This is a genomic window from Parahaliea aestuarii (assembly GCF_008064635.1).
Lineage (GTDB): Bacteria > Pseudomonadota > Gammaproteobacteria > Pseudomonadales > Halieaceae > Parahaliea > Parahaliea aestuarii.
This window is the reverse complement of record NZ_VRYZ01000006.1, coordinates 81,868-98,317: the sequence shown is the minus strand read 5'-3', so window position 1 is coordinate 98,317 and position 16,450 is coordinate 81,868. Positions and strand designations below refer to the sequence as shown.

Annotated in this window: 13 protein-coding genes; 8 read left to right on the top strand and 5 right to left on the bottom strand. The window is 65.1% G+C overall.

Annotated elements, in window-relative coordinates:
- Positions 1-58: 58 nt before the first annotated feature.
- The 3 genes from FVW59_RS13780 to FVW59_RS13770 form a co-directional block, all read right to left on the bottom strand.
- Complete coding sequence (locus FVW59_RS13780; protein ID WP_148064935.1) at positions 59-2,941, bottom strand: ribonucleoside-diphosphate reductase subunit alpha; 2,883 nt, start codon at positions 2,939-2,941, stop codon at positions 59-61.
- A 782-nt stretch (positions 2,942-3,723) separates the two neighbouring features.
- Complete coding sequence (argF, locus tag FVW59_RS13775) at positions 3,724-4,638, bottom strand: ornithine carbamoyltransferase (protein WP_148064934.1); 915 nt, start codon at positions 4,636-4,638, stop codon at positions 3,724-3,726.
- Positions 4,639-4,687: 49 nt separating this feature from the next.
- Positions 4,688-5,842, bottom strand: a complete 1,155-nt coding sequence (locus FVW59_RS13770; RefSeq protein WP_148065171.1) for an aspartate aminotransferase family protein — start codon at positions 5,840-5,842, stop codon at positions 4,688-4,690.
- A 220-nt stretch (positions 5,843-6,062) separates the two neighbouring features.
- Between FVW59_RS13770 and FVW59_RS13765 the strand changes: the two genes are divergently transcribed.
- The 6 genes from FVW59_RS13765 (at position 6,063) to FVW59_RS13740 (ending at position 11,969) form a co-directional block, all read left to right on the top strand.
- Positions 6,063-7,292, top strand: a complete 1,230-nt coding sequence (locus tag FVW59_RS13765) for an MFS transporter (RefSeq protein ID WP_246139741.1) — start codon at positions 6,063-6,065, stop codon at positions 7,290-7,292.
- Positions 7,289-8,701: an NAD(P)/FAD-dependent oxidoreductase gene (locus tag FVW59_RS13760; RefSeq protein ID WP_222711518.1), complete on the top strand. Its 1,413-nt coding sequence runs from the start codon at positions 7,289-7,291 to the stop codon at positions 8,699-8,701. Before FVW59_RS13765 ends, FVW59_RS13760 begins: the two co-directional genes overlap by 4 nt.
- Before the next feature lie 114 nt (positions 8,702-8,815).
- The gene (gene ssb / locus FVW59_RS13755; protein ID WP_148064933.1) at positions 8,816-9,331 is read left to right on the top strand and encodes a single-stranded DNA-binding protein; all 516 of its coding nucleotides are present in this window, start codon (positions 8,816-8,818) and stop codon (positions 9,329-9,331) included.
- Positions 9,332-9,368: 37 nt separating this feature from the next.
- A complete protein-coding gene (locus tag FVW59_RS13750) occupies positions 9,369-10,241 on the top strand; it encodes a sugar nucleotide-binding protein (RefSeq protein WP_187275887.1) in 873 nt (290 codons plus the stop codon).
- A 1-nt stretch (position 10,242) separates the two neighbouring features.
- A complete protein-coding gene (moaB, locus tag FVW59_RS13745; RefSeq protein ID WP_148064931.1) occupies positions 10,243-10,767 on the top strand; it encodes a molybdenum cofactor biosynthesis protein B in 525 nt (174 codons plus the stop codon).
- On the top strand, positions 10,764-11,969 hold the full coding sequence (locus tag FVW59_RS13740; RefSeq protein WP_148064930.1) for a molybdopterin molybdotransferase MoeA: 1,206 nt from the start codon (positions 10,764-10,766) through the stop codon (positions 11,967-11,969). Before moaB ends, FVW59_RS13740 begins: the two co-directional genes overlap by 4 nt.
- A 199-nt stretch (positions 11,970-12,168) precedes the next feature.
- Here FVW59_RS13740 and fabB read toward each other — a convergent pair whose 3' ends face one another.
- Entirely contained in the window at positions 12,169-13,395 is a 1,227-nt protein-coding gene (gene fabB, locus FVW59_RS13735; RefSeq protein ID WP_148064929.1) for a beta-ketoacyl-ACP synthase I, read from the bottom strand.
- Between the two features lie 4 nt (positions 13,396-13,399).
- Positions 13,400-13,915 (bottom strand): 3-hydroxyacyl-[acyl-carrier-protein] dehydratase FabA, encoded by a 516-nt coding sequence (fabA, locus tag FVW59_RS13730; protein WP_148064928.1) that lies wholly within the window; start codon positions 13,913-13,915, stop codon positions 13,400-13,402.
- Between the two features lie 261 nt (positions 13,916-14,176).
- Between fabA and FVW59_RS13725 the strand changes: the two genes are divergently transcribed.
- Both FVW59_RS13725 and galU read left to right on the top strand, forming a co-directional pair.
- A complete protein-coding gene (locus FVW59_RS13725; protein ID WP_281290179.1) occupies positions 14,177-15,619 on the top strand; it encodes a mannose-1-phosphate guanylyltransferase/mannose-6-phosphate isomerase in 1,443 nt (480 codons plus the stop codon).
- Positions 15,616-16,446, top strand: coding sequence for a UTP--glucose-1-phosphate uridylyltransferase GalU (galU, locus tag FVW59_RS13720; protein WP_148064926.1), 831 nt, complete (start codon positions 15,616-15,618; stop codon positions 16,444-16,446). The genes FVW59_RS13725 and galU overlap by 4 nt, the downstream gene beginning before the upstream one ends.
- Positions 16,447-16,450: the final 4 nt, after the last annotated feature.

The following is a 16,450-nucleotide window of genomic DNA, read 5'->3' as shown; positions in this document are numbered from 1 at the left end:
CTGAATTCTCTGTCTTGTTCTGTCCGTGTCGGCTTTTGTCCGTGGGGCAGGGCCCGCCTTACTGGCAGGCCTCGCAGTCGGGATCGTCCAGCGAGCAGGCCGCGGGCACGGGGGCCGGGCCGCCGCTCTGTTCAGCGGAGACGGCGTTCAGGTTGCCGGTGCTGATGGTGGACTTCTCGGTGCCGGTCGCCGCCAGTGAGCGCAGGTAGTAGGTGGTCTTGAGGCCGCTGAACCACGCCATGCGGTAGGTGATGTCGAGTTTCTTGCCGTTGGCGTTGTTGATGTACAGGTTCAGTGACTGGGCCTGGTCGATCCACTTCTGGCGCCGCGCCGCGGCGTCCACCAGCCAGCGCGGCTCCACCTCGAAGGCGGTGGCGTAGATAGCCTTCAGGTCCGCCGGTACGCGGTCAACGCTCTGCACGCTGCCGTCGTAGTACTTGAGGTCGTTGACCATCACCCCGTCCCACAGTTTGCGCGCCTTGAGGTCGCGCACCAGGTAGGGGTTGACCACGGTAAACTCGCCGGACAGGTTCGATTTCACGTACAGGTTCTGGTACGTGGGCTCGATGGACTGCGACACCCCGGTGATGTTGGCAATGGTCGCGGTGGGCGCGATCGCCATCACATTGGAGTTGCGCATGCCCTGGGCCTTCACGGTGGCGCGCAGGCTGTCCCAGTCCAGGGTCGCATCGCGGTTGATGCTGATGTAGTCGGCGCCGCGCTGCTTCTCCAGGATGTCCAGGGAATCGATGGGGAAGATGCCCTGGCTCCACAGGGAGCCCTCGTAGCTGGAGTAGCTGCCGCGTTCGGCGGCCAGCTGGCTGGAGGCCTCGATGGCAAAGTAGCTGATAGCTTCCATGGAGCGGTCGGCGAAGGTCACCGCATCGTCGGAACCGTAGGCAATGTGCTGCTTGTACAGGGCGTCCTGGAAGCCCATCAGGCCGAGGCCCACCGGGCGGTGCTTGAAGTTGGAGTTCTGCGCGGTGTCGACGGAGTAGTAGTTGATGTCGATCACGTTATCCAGCATGCGTACCGCGGTGCGCACGGTTTTCTCCAGCTTCTCCAGGTTGAGGCCATTCTCGTCGATGTGCTGGGGCAGGTTGACCGAGCCCAGGTTGCACACGGCGATCTCTTCGTTGGCCTTGGTGTTGAGGGTGATCTCGGTGCACAGGTTGGAGGAGTGCACCACGCCCACGTGCTGCTGCGGGCTGCGCAGGTTGCAGGGGTCCTTGAAGGTCATCCAGGGGTGGCCGGTCTCGAACAGCATGCCGAGCATCTTGCGCCACAGGTTCTGGGCGCGCACGGTCTTGTGCAGCTTCAGCTTGCCGGCGCGGGCCTGCTCTTCGTAGTGGGTGTAGCGCTCTTCGAAGGCGGTGCCGTAGAGGTCGTGCAGGTCGGGCACGTCGTTGGGCGAGAACAGGGTCCACTCGCCGTCGTCGAATACCCGCTTCATGAACAGGTCGGGAATCCAGTTGGCGGTGTTCATGTCGTGGGTGCGGCGGCGGTCGTCGCCGGTGTTCTTGCGCAGCTCGACAAATTCCTCGATGTCCATGTGCCAGGTTTCGAGGTAGGCGCAGACCGCGCCCTTGCGCTTGCCGCCCTGGTTCACGGCCACGGCGGTGTCGTTGACCACTTTCAGGAAGGGCACCACGCCCTGGGACTTGCCGTTGGTGCCCTTGATGTAGGAGCCGAGGCCGCGCACCGGCGTCCAGTCGTTGCCCAGGCCGCCGGCGAATTTGCTCAGCATGGCGTTGTCCTGGATGGCGCCGTAGATGCCGCGCAGGTCGTCCGGCACCGTGGTCAGGTAGCAGGAGGACAGCTGCGGGCGCAGGGTGCCGGCATTGAACAGGGTCGGGGTGGAGCTCATGTAGTCGAAGGACGACAGCAGCTCGTAGAACTCGATGGCGCGGGCGTTCTTGTCGTCTTCTTCCACCGCCAGGCCCATGGCCACACGCATGAAGAAGATCTGCGGCAGCTCAATGCGGGTCTCTTCGCTGTGGATGAAGTAGCGGTCGTAGAGGGTCTGCAGGCCGAGGTAGGTGAACTGCAGGTCGCGCTCGGGCAGCAGGGCCTGGCCCAGGCGCTCCAGGTCGAAGTCGGCCAGCTGCGGGGAGACCAGTTCCAGTTCCACACCGCGCTGTACATAGGCGGGCAGGGCCTCGGCGTAGAAGCGATCCATGTCTGCCTGGGTGGCAGATTCGGCCACGCCCAGGAAGTTCAGGGCCTCGGCGCGCAGGTTGTCGCAGAGCAGACGGGCGGCGACGTAGCTGTAGTTGGGCTCCTGCTCGATCAGGGTGCGGGCGGTGATGACCAGGGACGTGGACAGCTCGGTGGCGGTCACCCCGTCGTAGAGGTTTTTCAGGGCTTCATCGAGGATGCGGGTCTCGCTGACATCGGACAGGTCGGCGCAGGCCTCGGAGACGATGGTGTGCAGGCGCTCGATGTCCAGCGGGGCGCGGCTGCCGTCGGGCTGGATCACGGTAATGCCGCCGGCGGCCTTCTGGGTGGCCGGGGACAGGGCCTGGCGGGCGGCGCGCTTGCGCGACTGCTCTTCCCGGTAGATCACGTAGTCGCGGGCGATCTTGTGCTCGCCGGCGCGCATCAGGGCCAGTTCCACCTGATCCTGGATATCTTCGATGTGCACGGTGCCGCCGGAGGGCATGCGGCGCAGGAAGGTGCCGGCGACCTGCTCGGTCAGCTTGGCTACCGTCTCGTGAATGCGGCTGGAGGCGGCTGCAGTACCGCCCTCCACCGCCAGGAAGGCCTTGGTGATGGCCACCGAGATCTTGCTCGCCTCGAAGGACACCACGGTGCCGTTGCGCTTGATGACGCGCAGCTGGCCGGGGGCAGTGGCCGCGATATTGGCGCTGACGCCGCTGTCTTCGCGCGGGGTGACGGGGGAGTCGGCCTTGCGACCGCTGGGGCTGGTTTCTGTCTGCATAATTGCTCCGATGTGGATGGCCTGCGCCTGTGTCTGACCTGTATGTCTGGACCGTGAACGCAACTCGTTGTTTCCGGTCGCCCGCTGCCGGTCGCCCGTTGACTGTTTGTTGTTGTCGGCTTACCGCTGCCTTGTCTGTCGTCGGTTTACCGCTTTCGCCCTGTGCGGGGAACCACTGGCTGCCGATGCCCCTGGAGGGGCGCCGCGGCCAGGATTGTCGGGAGGAGGGAGGTGTTGGTCTGACGGCGGCGCCCCGGGCGCCGACCCGCGTTGGCGGCACGCCTGATGGCCGCCGGCCTTCCCCTGATTGTGCCCGCCGGTCTGCTCCGGCGTTGCGCTCCCTACGTTCTCTCCGTGTCCGGTGTCCGGCCCGACGTTATCTTCTGGCCTGGCACAATGCCGCGGCCGGTGGCGTCGGGTCCGGTGGGGTGTCGGGCTGCTTGCCAGCCTGCACGCCCTGCACCGCGGCGGCGCTCTTCGAACTGCTCGGGAGGCCGATGTGGTGCAAATTTCAACAGTGGCACCCTATATCTTGGGGTTTAGTGCTGAGTTGCCTACAAGATAATGCGAGTGGCGGGGTAGTTCAAGGGTACGAGCGTGGGTTTATTCTGTGGATAACTTGTGGGTAGTGCAGAGGTCTGTGCCCACTTACCTGTCAGCCCGCCAATTACGCGGGGCGAGGGCCGGGGCAGGGGGGTTGCGACGGATTGTTTCCGTTGTATTTATTTTTCATTAAAAGGAGATTGTATAGACGGGCTGGTTATTTACTGGCCGGCCGCTGTTCAGCGGCTGGCCTTGAGCAGGAACTCCATCAGCGCCTTCTGGGCGTGCAGGCGGTTTTCCGCCTCGTCCCAGATGACGGAGTCGGGGGCGTCCATCAGCTCGGCGCTGATTTCCTCGCCGCGGTGGGCGGGCAGGCAGTGCATATAGAGGGCATCGGGCGCGGCCAGGTCCATCAGCTCGCGGTTCACCTGGTAGGGGGCGAAGCGGGCGGCGCGCTCACGCTGCTCGTCCTCCTGGCCCATGGAGGCCCACACGTCGGTGACCAGCAGGTCGGCGCCCGCAGCGGCCTCGCGTGGGTCGTGCACGACCACAGCGCGGTCCGCGTGCCGGGCCAGCAGTGCCGCATCCGGTTCGTAGCCGGCCGGGCAGGCGATGCGCAGCTGGAAGTCAAAGCGCTCGGCGGCATTGATGTAGGACTGGCACATATTGTTGCCATCCCCCACCCAGCACACGGTCTTGCCGGCGATGCTGCCGCGGTGTTCGAGGTAAGTCTGCATGTCCGCCAGCAGCTGGCAGGGGTGGAAGTCGTCGGTGAGGGCATTGATTACCGGCACGCTGGAGTGGGCGGCAAAGCGCTCGACAATGTCGTGGCCGAAGGTGCGGATCATCACGATGTCCACCATCGAGGAGATCACCCGGGCGCTGTCCTCCACCGGTTCGCCGCGGCCCAGCTGGGTGTCGCTGGGCGACAGGAACATGGCGTGGCCGCCGAGCTGGGCCATGCCGGCCTCGAAGGAGACCCGGGTGCGGGTGGAGGACTTGGCAAAGATCATGGCCAGCACGCTGCCCGGGAACTGGCGCTGGTCGCGACCCTCGCGGTGTTCCTTTTTCATCTCGATGGCGCGCTCCAGCACTGAATGCAGCTCACTCGGGCTGAAGTCCTGGAGGGTGAGGAAGTGGCGTACCTGGGCCATGGCGAATCTCTTTACTTGTCTCGTTGCGTGTCGTGTTGGGTGCCCGGGGTCAGGCGTAGGCGCGCAGCAGCTTGCCGATGGCGGCAGCCAGTTCGTCGACCTGGGTTTCACTGATGATCAGCGGCGGCAGCAGGCGCAGGACGTTGCCGGCGGTGACGTTGATCAGCAGACCCTCCTGCAGGGCCAGGCCGACCAGCGCGCCACAGTCCCGGTTCAGTTCCACGCCCACCATCAGGCCGCGGCCGCGAATGTCCACCACCCGGTCGTCGTCGGCCAGTTCCCGCGCCAGCGCGGCGCGCAGTTGCTCGCCGCGCTGTGCCGCCTGCTGCGCCAGTCCTTCATTCACAATGGTGTTCACCACCGTGTTGGCGGCGGCGCATACCAGCGGATTGCCGCCGTAGGTGGAGCCGTGGTGGCCGGCGCAGAAGATACGGGCGGCTTCGCCCCGGGCCAGGCAGGCGCCGATGGGCAGGCCGTTGCCGAGCCCCTTGGCGGTGGTGACCACATCCGGGGTGAAACCCAGCTGCTGGTAGGCGAAGTAGCTGCCGGTACGACCGTTGCCGGTCTGCACCTCGTCCAGCATCAGCAGCCACTGCTGGTTGTCGCACAGTGCGCGCACGGCCTGCAGGTAGTCGGTGTCGGCCGGGTGCAGGCCGCCCTCTCCCTGGATGGGCTCCAGCAGTACCGCCACCACATCGGGGTTGTTGGTGGCGATCTGGCGCAGGGCCTGGATGTCGTTCATGGGGGCGCGCACAAAGCCGCTCACCAGCGGTTCGAAGCCGGCCTGGATCTTGCGGTTGCCGGTGGCGCTGAGGGTGGCCAGGGTGCGGCCGTGGAAAGAGCGCTCCATGACGATGATGGCGGGCTTGTCCACGCCGCGCTGGTGGCCGTAGAGTCGCGCCAGTTTTATGGCGGCTTCGTTGGCCTCGGCGCCGGAGTTGCCGAAAAAGCAGCTCTCCATGCCCGCCACGCCGGTCAGGTTGGCGGCCAGCGCCTCCTGTTCGTTGATGTGGTAGAGGTTTGAGGTGTGAATCAGCTTGGCCGCCTGTTCCTGCACCGCAGCGACCAGCGCCGGGTGGGCGTGACCGAGGGCGTTGACCCCGATGCCGGCGATGGCATCCATGTAGCGTCGGCCCTCGCTGTCGAACAGGTAGATGCCTTCGCCGCGCACGAAGCTCACGGGCAGTCTGGCGTAGGTGGGCATCAGGGCTGATACCGCTTCGACGGCGGGTGCGGGGGCTGGCACGGCCACAGCTGGTTCCTCTGTTGTGTGAATGTAGAAGGCGTATAAAAGCAAAAAAGGCAGCGGTTGGCTGCCTCGAAACGATCAACTATAGACTCAAAGGCCGGGGCTGGCAATTGGGTGGATGTGCCCTCCTGGCATAGCTGCTACCATAACCGCGCCTAAAGGAAAGACGTTGTCCGTGATTACCCGCCAACCGATGAATGCCCTTGAGCGGCGCACTGTTTCCGCGCTCGCTCTGCTCTACAGTTTCCGCATGCTGGGCCTGTTTATGGTCCTGCCACTGCTGGCCGTCTATGCCACCGATCTGCGCGGTGCGACCCCCGCGCTGATCGGCCTGGCCCTCGGTATCTACGGCCTCAGCCAGGCCCTGTTGCAGATTCCCCTGGGCTGGCTGTCGGACCGCATCGGCCGCCGCCCGGTAATAGTTGGCGGCCTGCTGCTGTTTGCCCTGGGCAGCCTGGTAGCTGCTATGGCGGAGTCCCTGTCGGGTGTGATCCTCGGCCGCGCCCTGCAGGGTGCCGGCGCCATCGCCGGCACCGTGATGGCCCTGGTGGCGGACCAGACCCGCGACGAGCAGCGCACCAAGGCCATGGCCGTCGTCGGTGCCAGCATTGGCCTGGCTTTTACCCTCGCCCTGGTGATCGGACCGCTGGTGGCGGCCTGGGGCGGTTTGTCGGCGGTGTTCTACCTCACCGTAGCCCTGGCCCTGTGCGGTATCGCTGTTGTGCTGTTTGTCGTGCCGGCGTCGGCGCCGGCGCGGGAGCACGATGCTGTCGGCGCCCGCGGCAACCTCATCCTGCGCAGTCTTGCCGATGCTGAACTGCTGCGTCTCAACGCCGGCGTATTCATTCTGCATTTCACCCTGATGGCGGCCTTCCTGGTCATTCCCGGGATGTTGCAAGAGGTGCTGTCGTTGGCGCGTGAAAGCCACTGGCAGGTCTACCTTGCGGTGGTGTTGCTGTCCCTGCTGGGAGTGGTGCCGCTGATGCGCTGGGCCGAGCGTGGTGGCCGCCCGCGGGCGGCCTTTGCGATGGGCCTGATGCTGTTGTCGCTGGCACTGTCGCTGTTGGTGGCGCCGCCACAAAGCCTCTTGGTCTGGCTCGGCCTGTGGCTGTTTTTTATCGGCTTTAACTACCTGGAGGCAACTCTGCCTTCGCTGGTGAGCAAATCCGTTGCCCCCCGCGGCCGCGGTACCGCACTCGGTCTCTACGCCACCTGCCAGTTTCTCGGCGCCTTTGCCGGCGGTGCGCTGGGAGGCATCCTGCTGCAGTGGTGGGGCGCACACGCCCTGTTGCTGCTGTGTCTCGCCCTGGTGCTGGGCTGGCTGCTGCTGGCGCTGCCGCGCATGGCCTGTGCCGGTGGCGGCGACGCTGTGGAGAGCGCCAAGGGGGAAATGCCACACCCGTGAGCAGCGCCGCGCCACAGTTTCCTGATATCAGCCTGTGGATGGCGGAACTGGGCCCGCTGACCCCGCGCCCGGCTTTGCTTGGCGAGCGCGATTACGACGTCGCCATTGCCGGCGGTGGCTATACCGGCCTGTGGACGGCCTATTATCTGAAACGCCTGCAACCGTCTCTCCGTATTTGTGTGCTGGAGCGCGATATCTGTGGTTTCGGCGCCTCCGGCCGTAACGGCGGCTGGATGATGGCGGCGGTGGAGGGGGAGGCCAGGTTGCTGGCCGGTCTCGACGAGGAGGCCCGCCAGCTCGCCCGCGAGGCCATCCTCGGGATTCTGCCGGAAGTGGAAGCGGTACTGGCCCGGGAGAGCATCGATTGCGACTACCGGCGCGGTGGCGGCCTGTTTGCCGCGGCCCGCTATCCTGAACAGCTCGCCACACAGCGCGCCCATCTCGAGCACTATCGCGCCCTTGGCTACAGTGAAGCCGACTACCGCTGGCTGGACGGCGAGGAACTGGCAGGGCGTCTGCGTCTGAACAATCCTCTCGGCGCCATTTATACCCCGCACATCGCCCGTATTCATCCGGCCAGGCTGGCCCGGGGCCTGGCGGACAGCGTGAGCGCCCTGGGGGTGGATATCTTTGAACACAGCCCGGTGACGGGCCTGGCCGCAGGGTGGCTGCAGAGCGAGCAGGGCGCGGTGCGCGCCCCGGTGCGCTTGATGGCGGTGGAGGGCTTCAGCTGGAACCTGCCGGCCCAGCGACACCACGTGCTGCCCGTGCAGAGCCGGGTGCTGGCCACCGAGCCCTTGAGCGAGGCCCAGTGGACGGACATCGGGCTGGCCCGCTACGAGGTGTTCTCCGATGCCAGTCCGCTGATCACCTATGCCCAGCGGCGAGCGGACAATCGCCTGGTGTTCGGCTCCCGCGGCAGCTACCGCTTTGGTGGGGAACCGCGGGCGGATTTCAGCGCCGATGGCGAGGCCTTTACCGGTATAGCTCGCCTGATGCGCGCCTGTCTGCCGCAACTGGAGGATGTGGCTGTGAGCCACTGCTGGGGGGGTACCCTCGGTATTCCCCGGCGCGCATGCCCCCACGCCGTGTTTGATACCGCCAGCGGTTTCGGTACCGCTGGCGGCTATCTCGGTGAGGGGGTTGGCGCCTCTAACCTCATGGCGCGCACCCTCGCGGACCTGGTGCTGGGGCGCGACAGTGAGCTGGCCGGCATGCCCTGGGCCCACCGCGGCCTGCCGGCCGCAGCACTGCGGCACTGGGAGCCGGAACCGCTGCGCTGGCTGGTGTACAAGGCCACCGACAAAGTCCTGGGCTGGGAGGAGTCGGCCTGCGCCGGCGGCGCCCCGCGCTGGCGCCGCCAGTTGTGGCGCAGTGGCTCCGCGGCGCTGGCTGCATTGCGGGGCTGAAAGGCCGCATTGGAAGGCGTATGACCGCCTTTGCCTGTCGCAATCGGCGGGTGTGATTGTTATAGTCTCCGGCTCGATTACCGTTACTCATCTGCTCTTCACAGGGGAAGCAACATGGCCTCACGCGGCGTGAACAAAGTCATTCTGGTGGGCAATCTCGGCCAGGATCCCGAGACCCGCTACATGCCCTCCGGCGGCGCAGTGACCAATGTCAACCTGGCGACTTCCGAAAGCTGGAAAGACAAGCAGACAGGCCAGCCCCAGGAGCGCACCGAGTGGCACCGGGTGGTGTTCTTCAACCGCCTGGCGGAGATTGCCGGCGAATACCTGCGCAAGGGCTCCAAGGTCTATGTGGAGGGCTCTCTGCGCACCCGCAAGTGGCAGGGCCAGGATGGTCAGGATCGCTACACCACCGAAATTGTCGCCAGTGAAATGCAGATGCTGGACAGCCGCGGCGCCGGCCAGGGCGAATACAGCGAGCCCCCGGGTGGCAGTTATGGCGGCGGAGCGCCCCAGCAGGCCTCGCGTCCAGCGCCAGCGCAGCAGCGGGCCCCGCAACAAGCGCCGCAACAGGCACCCCAGAGTGCACCCAACGATTTTGCCGATTACGACGACGACATTCCCTTCTGATCAAGCCTGCCGTTGCCAGTACCGGGGATAGCTGCGGGTGCGCATACTTCTGATCGGCTCCGATACCTCCTTTGGCTATGCGCTGGAACAACAGCTCAGCCGCTGGGGGCGCCATGAATTCGAGTCCATCGGTTTCGCCGCCAGCCGCTGGCGCAGCGAGCGCCATGCCAAGAAAGCGGTGCGGCGAACCCGCCCCGATGTGGTGGTGGACGCCCGCCTGCAGGGGGCGGTAGACAGCGGCGAGCAGCTCTTTGACCCCGATGTGGAGCGCTGCCACTGGCTGGCCAAGGCCTGCCAGCGCAGTGGCGCCATCTACCTGATGCTGTCCAGCGCGCGGGTGTTCGCCGGCGAACAGGAGCGACCCTACACCGAGCAGGATGTGCCCGACAACAGCGAGACCATCGGCCGGCTGCTGCAGCGCGGCGAGGAACTGGTCGCCCAGACCTGCGAACGCCACCTGCTGCTGCGCCTCGGGCCGGTATTCTCCCACCGCGGGCGCAACGTGATGACCCACATGCTGGGACAATTGATGCAGGGGGGTACCCTCACTCTCGACAATAGTCTGCGCGGCTGCCCGGTGCCCTCGCTGGACGCCGCCCGGGTAGTCTCCGGGGTGCTCGACCAGCTGAGTGCCGGGGCGAATAGCTGGGGGGTGTTCCACTACGGCAGTTCCGATGCCACCCATTGCTACGAGTTTGCCGAAGTGCTGTTGGCGGCCGCCTCCCAGTTTTCCGAGTTTGGCCCCCAGGCGGTGACGCTGCGGGAGCAGGAGGCGGGCTACACCCTGAGCCGCAGGCTCGACTGCAATCGCCTGCGCAATACCTTCGCCATCAAGCAGGTGCCCTGGCGGGGGTTTGTCGCCGATGCGGTAAAACTCTATTTTGACAACCTGAAATCCACGGAGTCCTGATATGGCAGCCGCAACGGGATCGGCGTCACTCGGCATCGCAGTGCTTACGGTGTCGGATACACGCACCGGGGAAAACGACACCTCCGGCCAGTACCTGGTGGCGGCCCTTGAGGAGGCTGGCCACCGGGCTGTCGACAAAACCATCGTGCGCGACGACATCTACCAGATTCGCGCTGTGCTCTCCGCCTGGATTGCCGATGAATCGGTGAACGCCGTGCTGGTTACCGGCGGCACCGGCTTTTCCGGCCGCGACTCCACCCCGGAGGCGGTGATGCCCCTGTTCGATAAAAGCATCGATGGTTTCGGTGAGGTGTTCCGGGCCCTGTCCTTCGAGGAAATCGGTTCCTCCACCATTCAGTCGCGTGCGCTGGCGGGTTTTGCCAACGACACTGTGATCTTCTGCATGCCGGGTTCCACCGGCGCCTGTCGCACAGGCTGGGAAGGGCTGATTCGCGAGCAACTCGACGGCACCCACCGACCCTGTAACTTTGTCGGAGTGCTGGGGGTAAGGGGCGCCGCCGAGTGACACCCCTCACGCCGGTGAGTGATGCGCTGGCACAGATGCTGGCGGCCGCGGTGCCGGTAGCGGAGTCCGCGAGCCGTGCGCTGCTGGATGCCCTCGGATGCGTGCTGGTGCAAACCGTCGTGGCGGACGTCGACGTTCCCCCTGACGACAACAGCGCCATGGATGGTTACGCCCTGCGCGCCGCCGATGCCGGCATGTCCCTGCCAGTGAGCCAGCGTATTCCGGCTGGCTCCAATCCACAGCCGCTGTCACCCGGCACCGCAGCGCGTATCTTCACCGGCGCACCCGTGCCGCCCGGTGCCGACACGGTGGTGATGCAGGAAAACTGCAAAGAGACGGATGGCCTGCTGCAAATACAGGAGTCCATTGCGCCCGGCGACAACATCCGCCCGCGCGGCCAGGATATTGCCCGCGGTGCTACCGTGCTCGCGGCGGGTCACCGCCTGAGACCCCAGGATCTGGGCCTGCTCGCCTCCATCGGCGTGGCCGCGGTAGAAGTCTACCGGCCCCTGCGCGTGGCGGTGGCTTCCACCGGTGACGAACTGGTAGAACCCGGCAGTGCCGGCGGCCTGTGCCCCGGCCAGCTCTATAACTCCAACCGCTACCTGCTGTCCGGCCTGTTGCAGCGGCTGGGCATGGAAGTGATCGACGGTGGCATACTGCCCGATGACGGCCCGGCCACAGCGGCGGCGCTTCAGGATTTGGCGGGCCGCTCGGACTGCGTCATTACCTCCGGTGGTGTTTCCGTCGGAGAAGAAGATCACGTCAAAGCCCAGGTGGAGCGCCTGGGCGAACTCAGTCTCTGGCGCCTGGCCATCAAGCCCGGCAAACCCCTGGCTTTTGGCCAGGTTTGCGGCACCCCCTTTATCGGCTTGCCGGGCAACCCCACCTCCAGCTTTGTCACCTTTTGCCTGATCGCGCGCCCCTGGTTGCTGCGGGCGCAGGGGCTTACCGACGTCGAGCCGATTGCGATGACCGCCAGGGCAGGGTTTGCTGTGAGTCGTGCCGGTACACGGCAGGAGTATTTGCGGGTGAGCCTGGAGCGAGAGGGCGGCGAGCTGGTGGCGCGGCGCTATCCGAATCAGAGTTCGGGGGTGTTGAGTTCGGTGTGTTATAGCGATGGGCTGGCGGTGGTGCCGGTGGGGGTGACGGTCGCGGAGGGTGATCCTCTGGACGTTATTCTGTTTGACTCGCTCGTTTAGCTTGGGTTGCCAGGTTCATGGGCAGCTTTGTCCGAGGACCGGCGCCAGTGGCCGGGAACCCCTGCAGGACACCCCGTGAACCCATCCATGGGGGCTTCTCTTCGACATCCATGTCTCAGAGAGTCCTGCAGGGAGCCTCGCTGGCCCGTGTGCCGGGCACTGAGAGAGCGTAGGTTCAGAAAAAGGTGGTATGGAAGACTTAATCCGCCATCTTCTGAAACACCAGCGACGCATTGGTGCCGCCGAAGCCGAAGCTGTTCGACATCACCCGCTGCAGGTCCACATCGTCGTGGCGGGTGGTGGCGATGGGCAGGCCCTCCGCCTCCGGATCCAGATTCTCGATATTGGCAGAAGCGGCGATAAAGCCCGCCTGCTGCATCAGCAGCGAGTAGATCGCTTCCTGCACCCCGGCCGCGCCCAGCGAGTGGCCGGACAGCGACTTGGTGGAGCCGATCACCGGGATGTGATCCCGGTCCTCGTAGGCCGTGCGCACCGCCTTCAATTCCTGGATATCACCCGCCGGCGTCGAGGTGCCGTGGGCATTGATGTAATCGACGGCACCTTCCACCGTGGACAGGGCCTGGCGCATGCAGCGCACCGCGCCTTCGCCGGAGGGCGCGACCATATCGTAGCCGTCGGAGGTGGCGCCGTAGCCCACCAGTTCGGCGTAGATCTTTGCGCCGCGCGCCTTCGCGTGCTCCAGCTCTTCCAGTACCAGCATGCCGCCGCCGCCGGCGATGACGAAGCCGTCGCGGTCGGCGTCGTAGGCGCGTGAGGCGCGCTCCGGGGTGTCGTTGTACTTGGTGGACAGGGCGCCCATGGCGTCAAACAGGCTGGACAGGGTCCAGTGCAGTTCCTCGCCGCCGCCGGCGAAGACGATGTCCTGCTTGCCCATCTGTATTTGCTCCATGGCATTGCCGATGCAATGGGCACTGGTGGAGCAGGCGGAGGAGATGGAGTAGTTGACGCCCTTGATCTTGAAGGGGGTGGCCAGGCAGGCAGAGACGGTGCTGCCCATGGTCTGGGTGACCCGGTAGGGGCCGACCCGACGCAGGCCGCGCTCGCGCAGGATGTCGGCGGCCTCGGTCTGGCTGGCGGAGGAGGCCCCGCCGGAACCGGCGATAATGCCGGTGCGCTCGTGGGAGATTTCTTTCTCTTCCAGCCCGCTGTCGGCAATGGCCTGCTGCATGGAAATGTAGGCGTAGCCGGCGGCGTCTGCCATGAAGCGCAGCTGCTTGCGGTCGATGTGTTCAGACAGGTCGATCGCGGGGGCGCCGGCAATGTGCGAGCGCATGCCGATATCGATCTGTTCCTGGCGCAGGGAGATGCCGGAGCGGCCCTCGCGCAGGGCTGCAGTGACGGTCTGTGCATCGTTACCCAGGCAGGATACGATGCCCAGCCCGGTGACTACTACTCGTCTGGACATAAGCCTAGAAGGACTCCGTGGAACTGAACAGGCCAACCCGCAGGTCGGAAGCATGGTAGATATCTTTGCCATCGACCGCCACAGTACCGTCGGCGATACCCATGATGAGTTTGCGCTCGATGACCCGCTTCATGTGGATGTGGTAAGTCACCTTGCTGGCACTGGGCAGGATCTGGCCGGTAAATTTGACTTCGCCGGAACCCAGCGCGCGGCCGCGGCCCGGGTTGCCGCGCCAGCCGAGGAAGAAACCGACCAGCTGCCACATGGCGTCGAGGCCGAGGCAACCGGGCATCACCGGGTCTCCGGGGAAGTGGCACTGGAAGAACCAGAGGTCCGGATGGATGTCGAGTTCGGCGATGATTTCACCCTTGCCGTACCGCCCGCCTTCTGAGGCGATATGCATAATGCGATCGAGCATCAGCATGTTATCGGTGGGGAGTTGGGCGTTGCCGGGGCCGAATAGCTCGCCGAGTCCGCAGGCGACCAGTTCGTCTTTGGCGTATGCGCTTTTTCCGCTCATAGTGATTCCAGTTGTGCCCTGATTCGCACGGGGGGCGCGCCGGTTTGGGGCGGGTGATGGCCGGTTTGGTGCAGGCCTGTCAGGGTGTTGATGGTTCAAGCGTGCCCATTCTAATGGTTGCGGCCCACAAGTCCAGCACGTCGCCGGCTGGCTCTGCGCGGCGGCAATCGGCTAACATGGTCGCCCCCGGGGAAGTCGGCCTGGCTTTTGCAAGACTTCCCCTAAGCCCGCCGTGTCGGGCCAATGATCGAAAGGAAGAATATGCTAGTCCCGGTATTGCTGTCGGGCGGGGTCGGAAGCCGACTCTGGCCGGTGTCCCGCGAGCTCCATCCCAAGCAACTGCTGCCCCTGGCGGGTGAGTTTTCCATGCTGCAGGCGACGCTGCAGCGCACCGATGGACTGTCCGCGGCGCCGCCGCTGGTGGTGTGCAACGAAGAGCATCGCTTTATGGTGGCGGAGCAGTTGCGCCAGATCGACATCGAGCCGACGGCCCTGATACTGGAGCCGGCCGGGCGCAATACGGCCCCCGCGGTGGCGCTCGCGGCCCTGCACCTGCAGGCACTCGATCCCGAAGCAGTGATGCTGGTCTTGCCCGCGGATCACCTGATTCAGCGGGTGGAGGCGTTCAGCGCCGCGGTGGCTGCGGCACTGCCGCTGGCGGAAAGCGGCCGCCTGATGACCTTCGGCGTGGTGCCCTCCAGTCCGGAAACCGGCTACGGCTATATCCGCCGCGGTGCGGTAATCAGTACCGACGTCTATGACCTCGATCGTTTCGTGGAGAAGCCCGATGTCGTTACCGCTCAGGGCTATCTGGACAGTGGTGAGTACCTGTGGAACAGCGGCATGTTCCTGCTGCGGGCCGATAGCTACCTGAGCCAACTGGAGCAACATGCCCCGGCCATGCTGGCGGCCTGCCGCGAGGCCATGGCGGGCGCCGCCAGTGACCTGGATTTCGTCCGCCCCGACGCCGCGGCCTTCGCCCGCTGCCCCTCCGACAGTATCGACTACGCGGTAATGGAGCACACCGACGCCGGTGGCGTGGTGGCGCTGGATTGCGGCTGGTCCGATATCGGTGCCTGGTCCGCCCTGTGGGAAGTGGGTGAGCGGGATGACCAGGGCAACGTTGCCAGCGGCGACGTGCTGCTGGATAACTGCAGCGACAGTTACTTCCGCAGCGACTCGCGCCTGGTGGCGGCGACCGGGGTACAGAACCTGGTCGTGGTGGAAACCTCCGATGCGGTGCTGGTGGCCGATCGCAACCAGGTGCAGGACGTCAAGCGGCTGGTGAGTGCATTGAAGGCCCAGCAGCGCCCTGAGGCAGAGCTGCACGCCAAGGTGTATCGCCCCTGGGGGTCCTACGAATCACTGGTGGAAGGCGAGCGCTTCCAGGTCAAGCGCATCATCGTCAACCCCGGCCAGAAACTGTCACTGCAGATGCACCACCACCGTGCCGAACACTGGATCGTGGTGCACGGCACCGCCGAAGTCACCTGCGAAGACCGCGTCTTCATGCTGGCCGAGGATGAATCCACCTACATTCCCCTCGGGCACAAGCACCGCCTGGCCAACCCTGGTCGCATCCCGCTGGAGCTGATTGAAGTGCAGTCGGGAACCTATTTGGGTGAAGACGACATTGTGCGTTTTGAAGATGTCTACGGTCGTGGTGCAGAATCATCAGAACCCCCCAAGGAGAAAGATGCATGATCACCAAATGCCTGTTCCCGGTCGCCGGCTACGGCACCCGCTTCCTGCCAGCCACCAAGAGCATGCCCAAGGAAATGCTGCCCATCGTCAACAAGCCGCTGGTGCAGTACGGGGTGGAAGAAGCCATTGAAGCGGGCATGAATACCTGCGCCATGGTTACCGGGCGCGGCAAGCGCGCCATCGCGGATCACTTCGACATCAATTTCGAACTGGAACACCAGATCGCCGGTTCCGGCAAGGAAGCCTACCTGGACAGCATTCGCAACGTGCTCGACAACGGTATCTTTACCATGGTGCGCCAGCGCGAGATGAAGGGCCTGGGCCACGCCATCCTCACCGGGCAGTCACTGATCGGTAACGACCCCTTCGGTGTGATTCTGTCGGACGACCTGTGCATCAACGATGGCCCCGGTGTGCTGGCGCAGATGGTCGAGTTGTTCAAACAGTTCCGCTGCTCCATCGTCGCCATCCAGGAAGTGCCGATGGATGAAGTGCACAAGTACGGAGTGATCGCCGGCGAGCCGCTGAAAGACGGCATCTATCGGGTGGACGAAATGGTGGAGAAGCCGACCCAGGAAGATGCCCCTTCCAATCTCGCCATCATTGGCCGCTATATCCTCACCCCCGATATTTTCGACATCATTCGCGACACCCCGCCGGGCGCCAATGGCGAGGTGCAGCTGACCGATGCCCTGCAGACCCAGGCCAAACAGGGCTGCGTGATGGCCTACAAGTTCAAGGGACGCCGCTTCGACTGCGGCAGTGTGCCGGGCTTTGTCGAGGCCACCAACTACGTTTACGAAAACATCTACAACAAGAAGGGATAGCGCA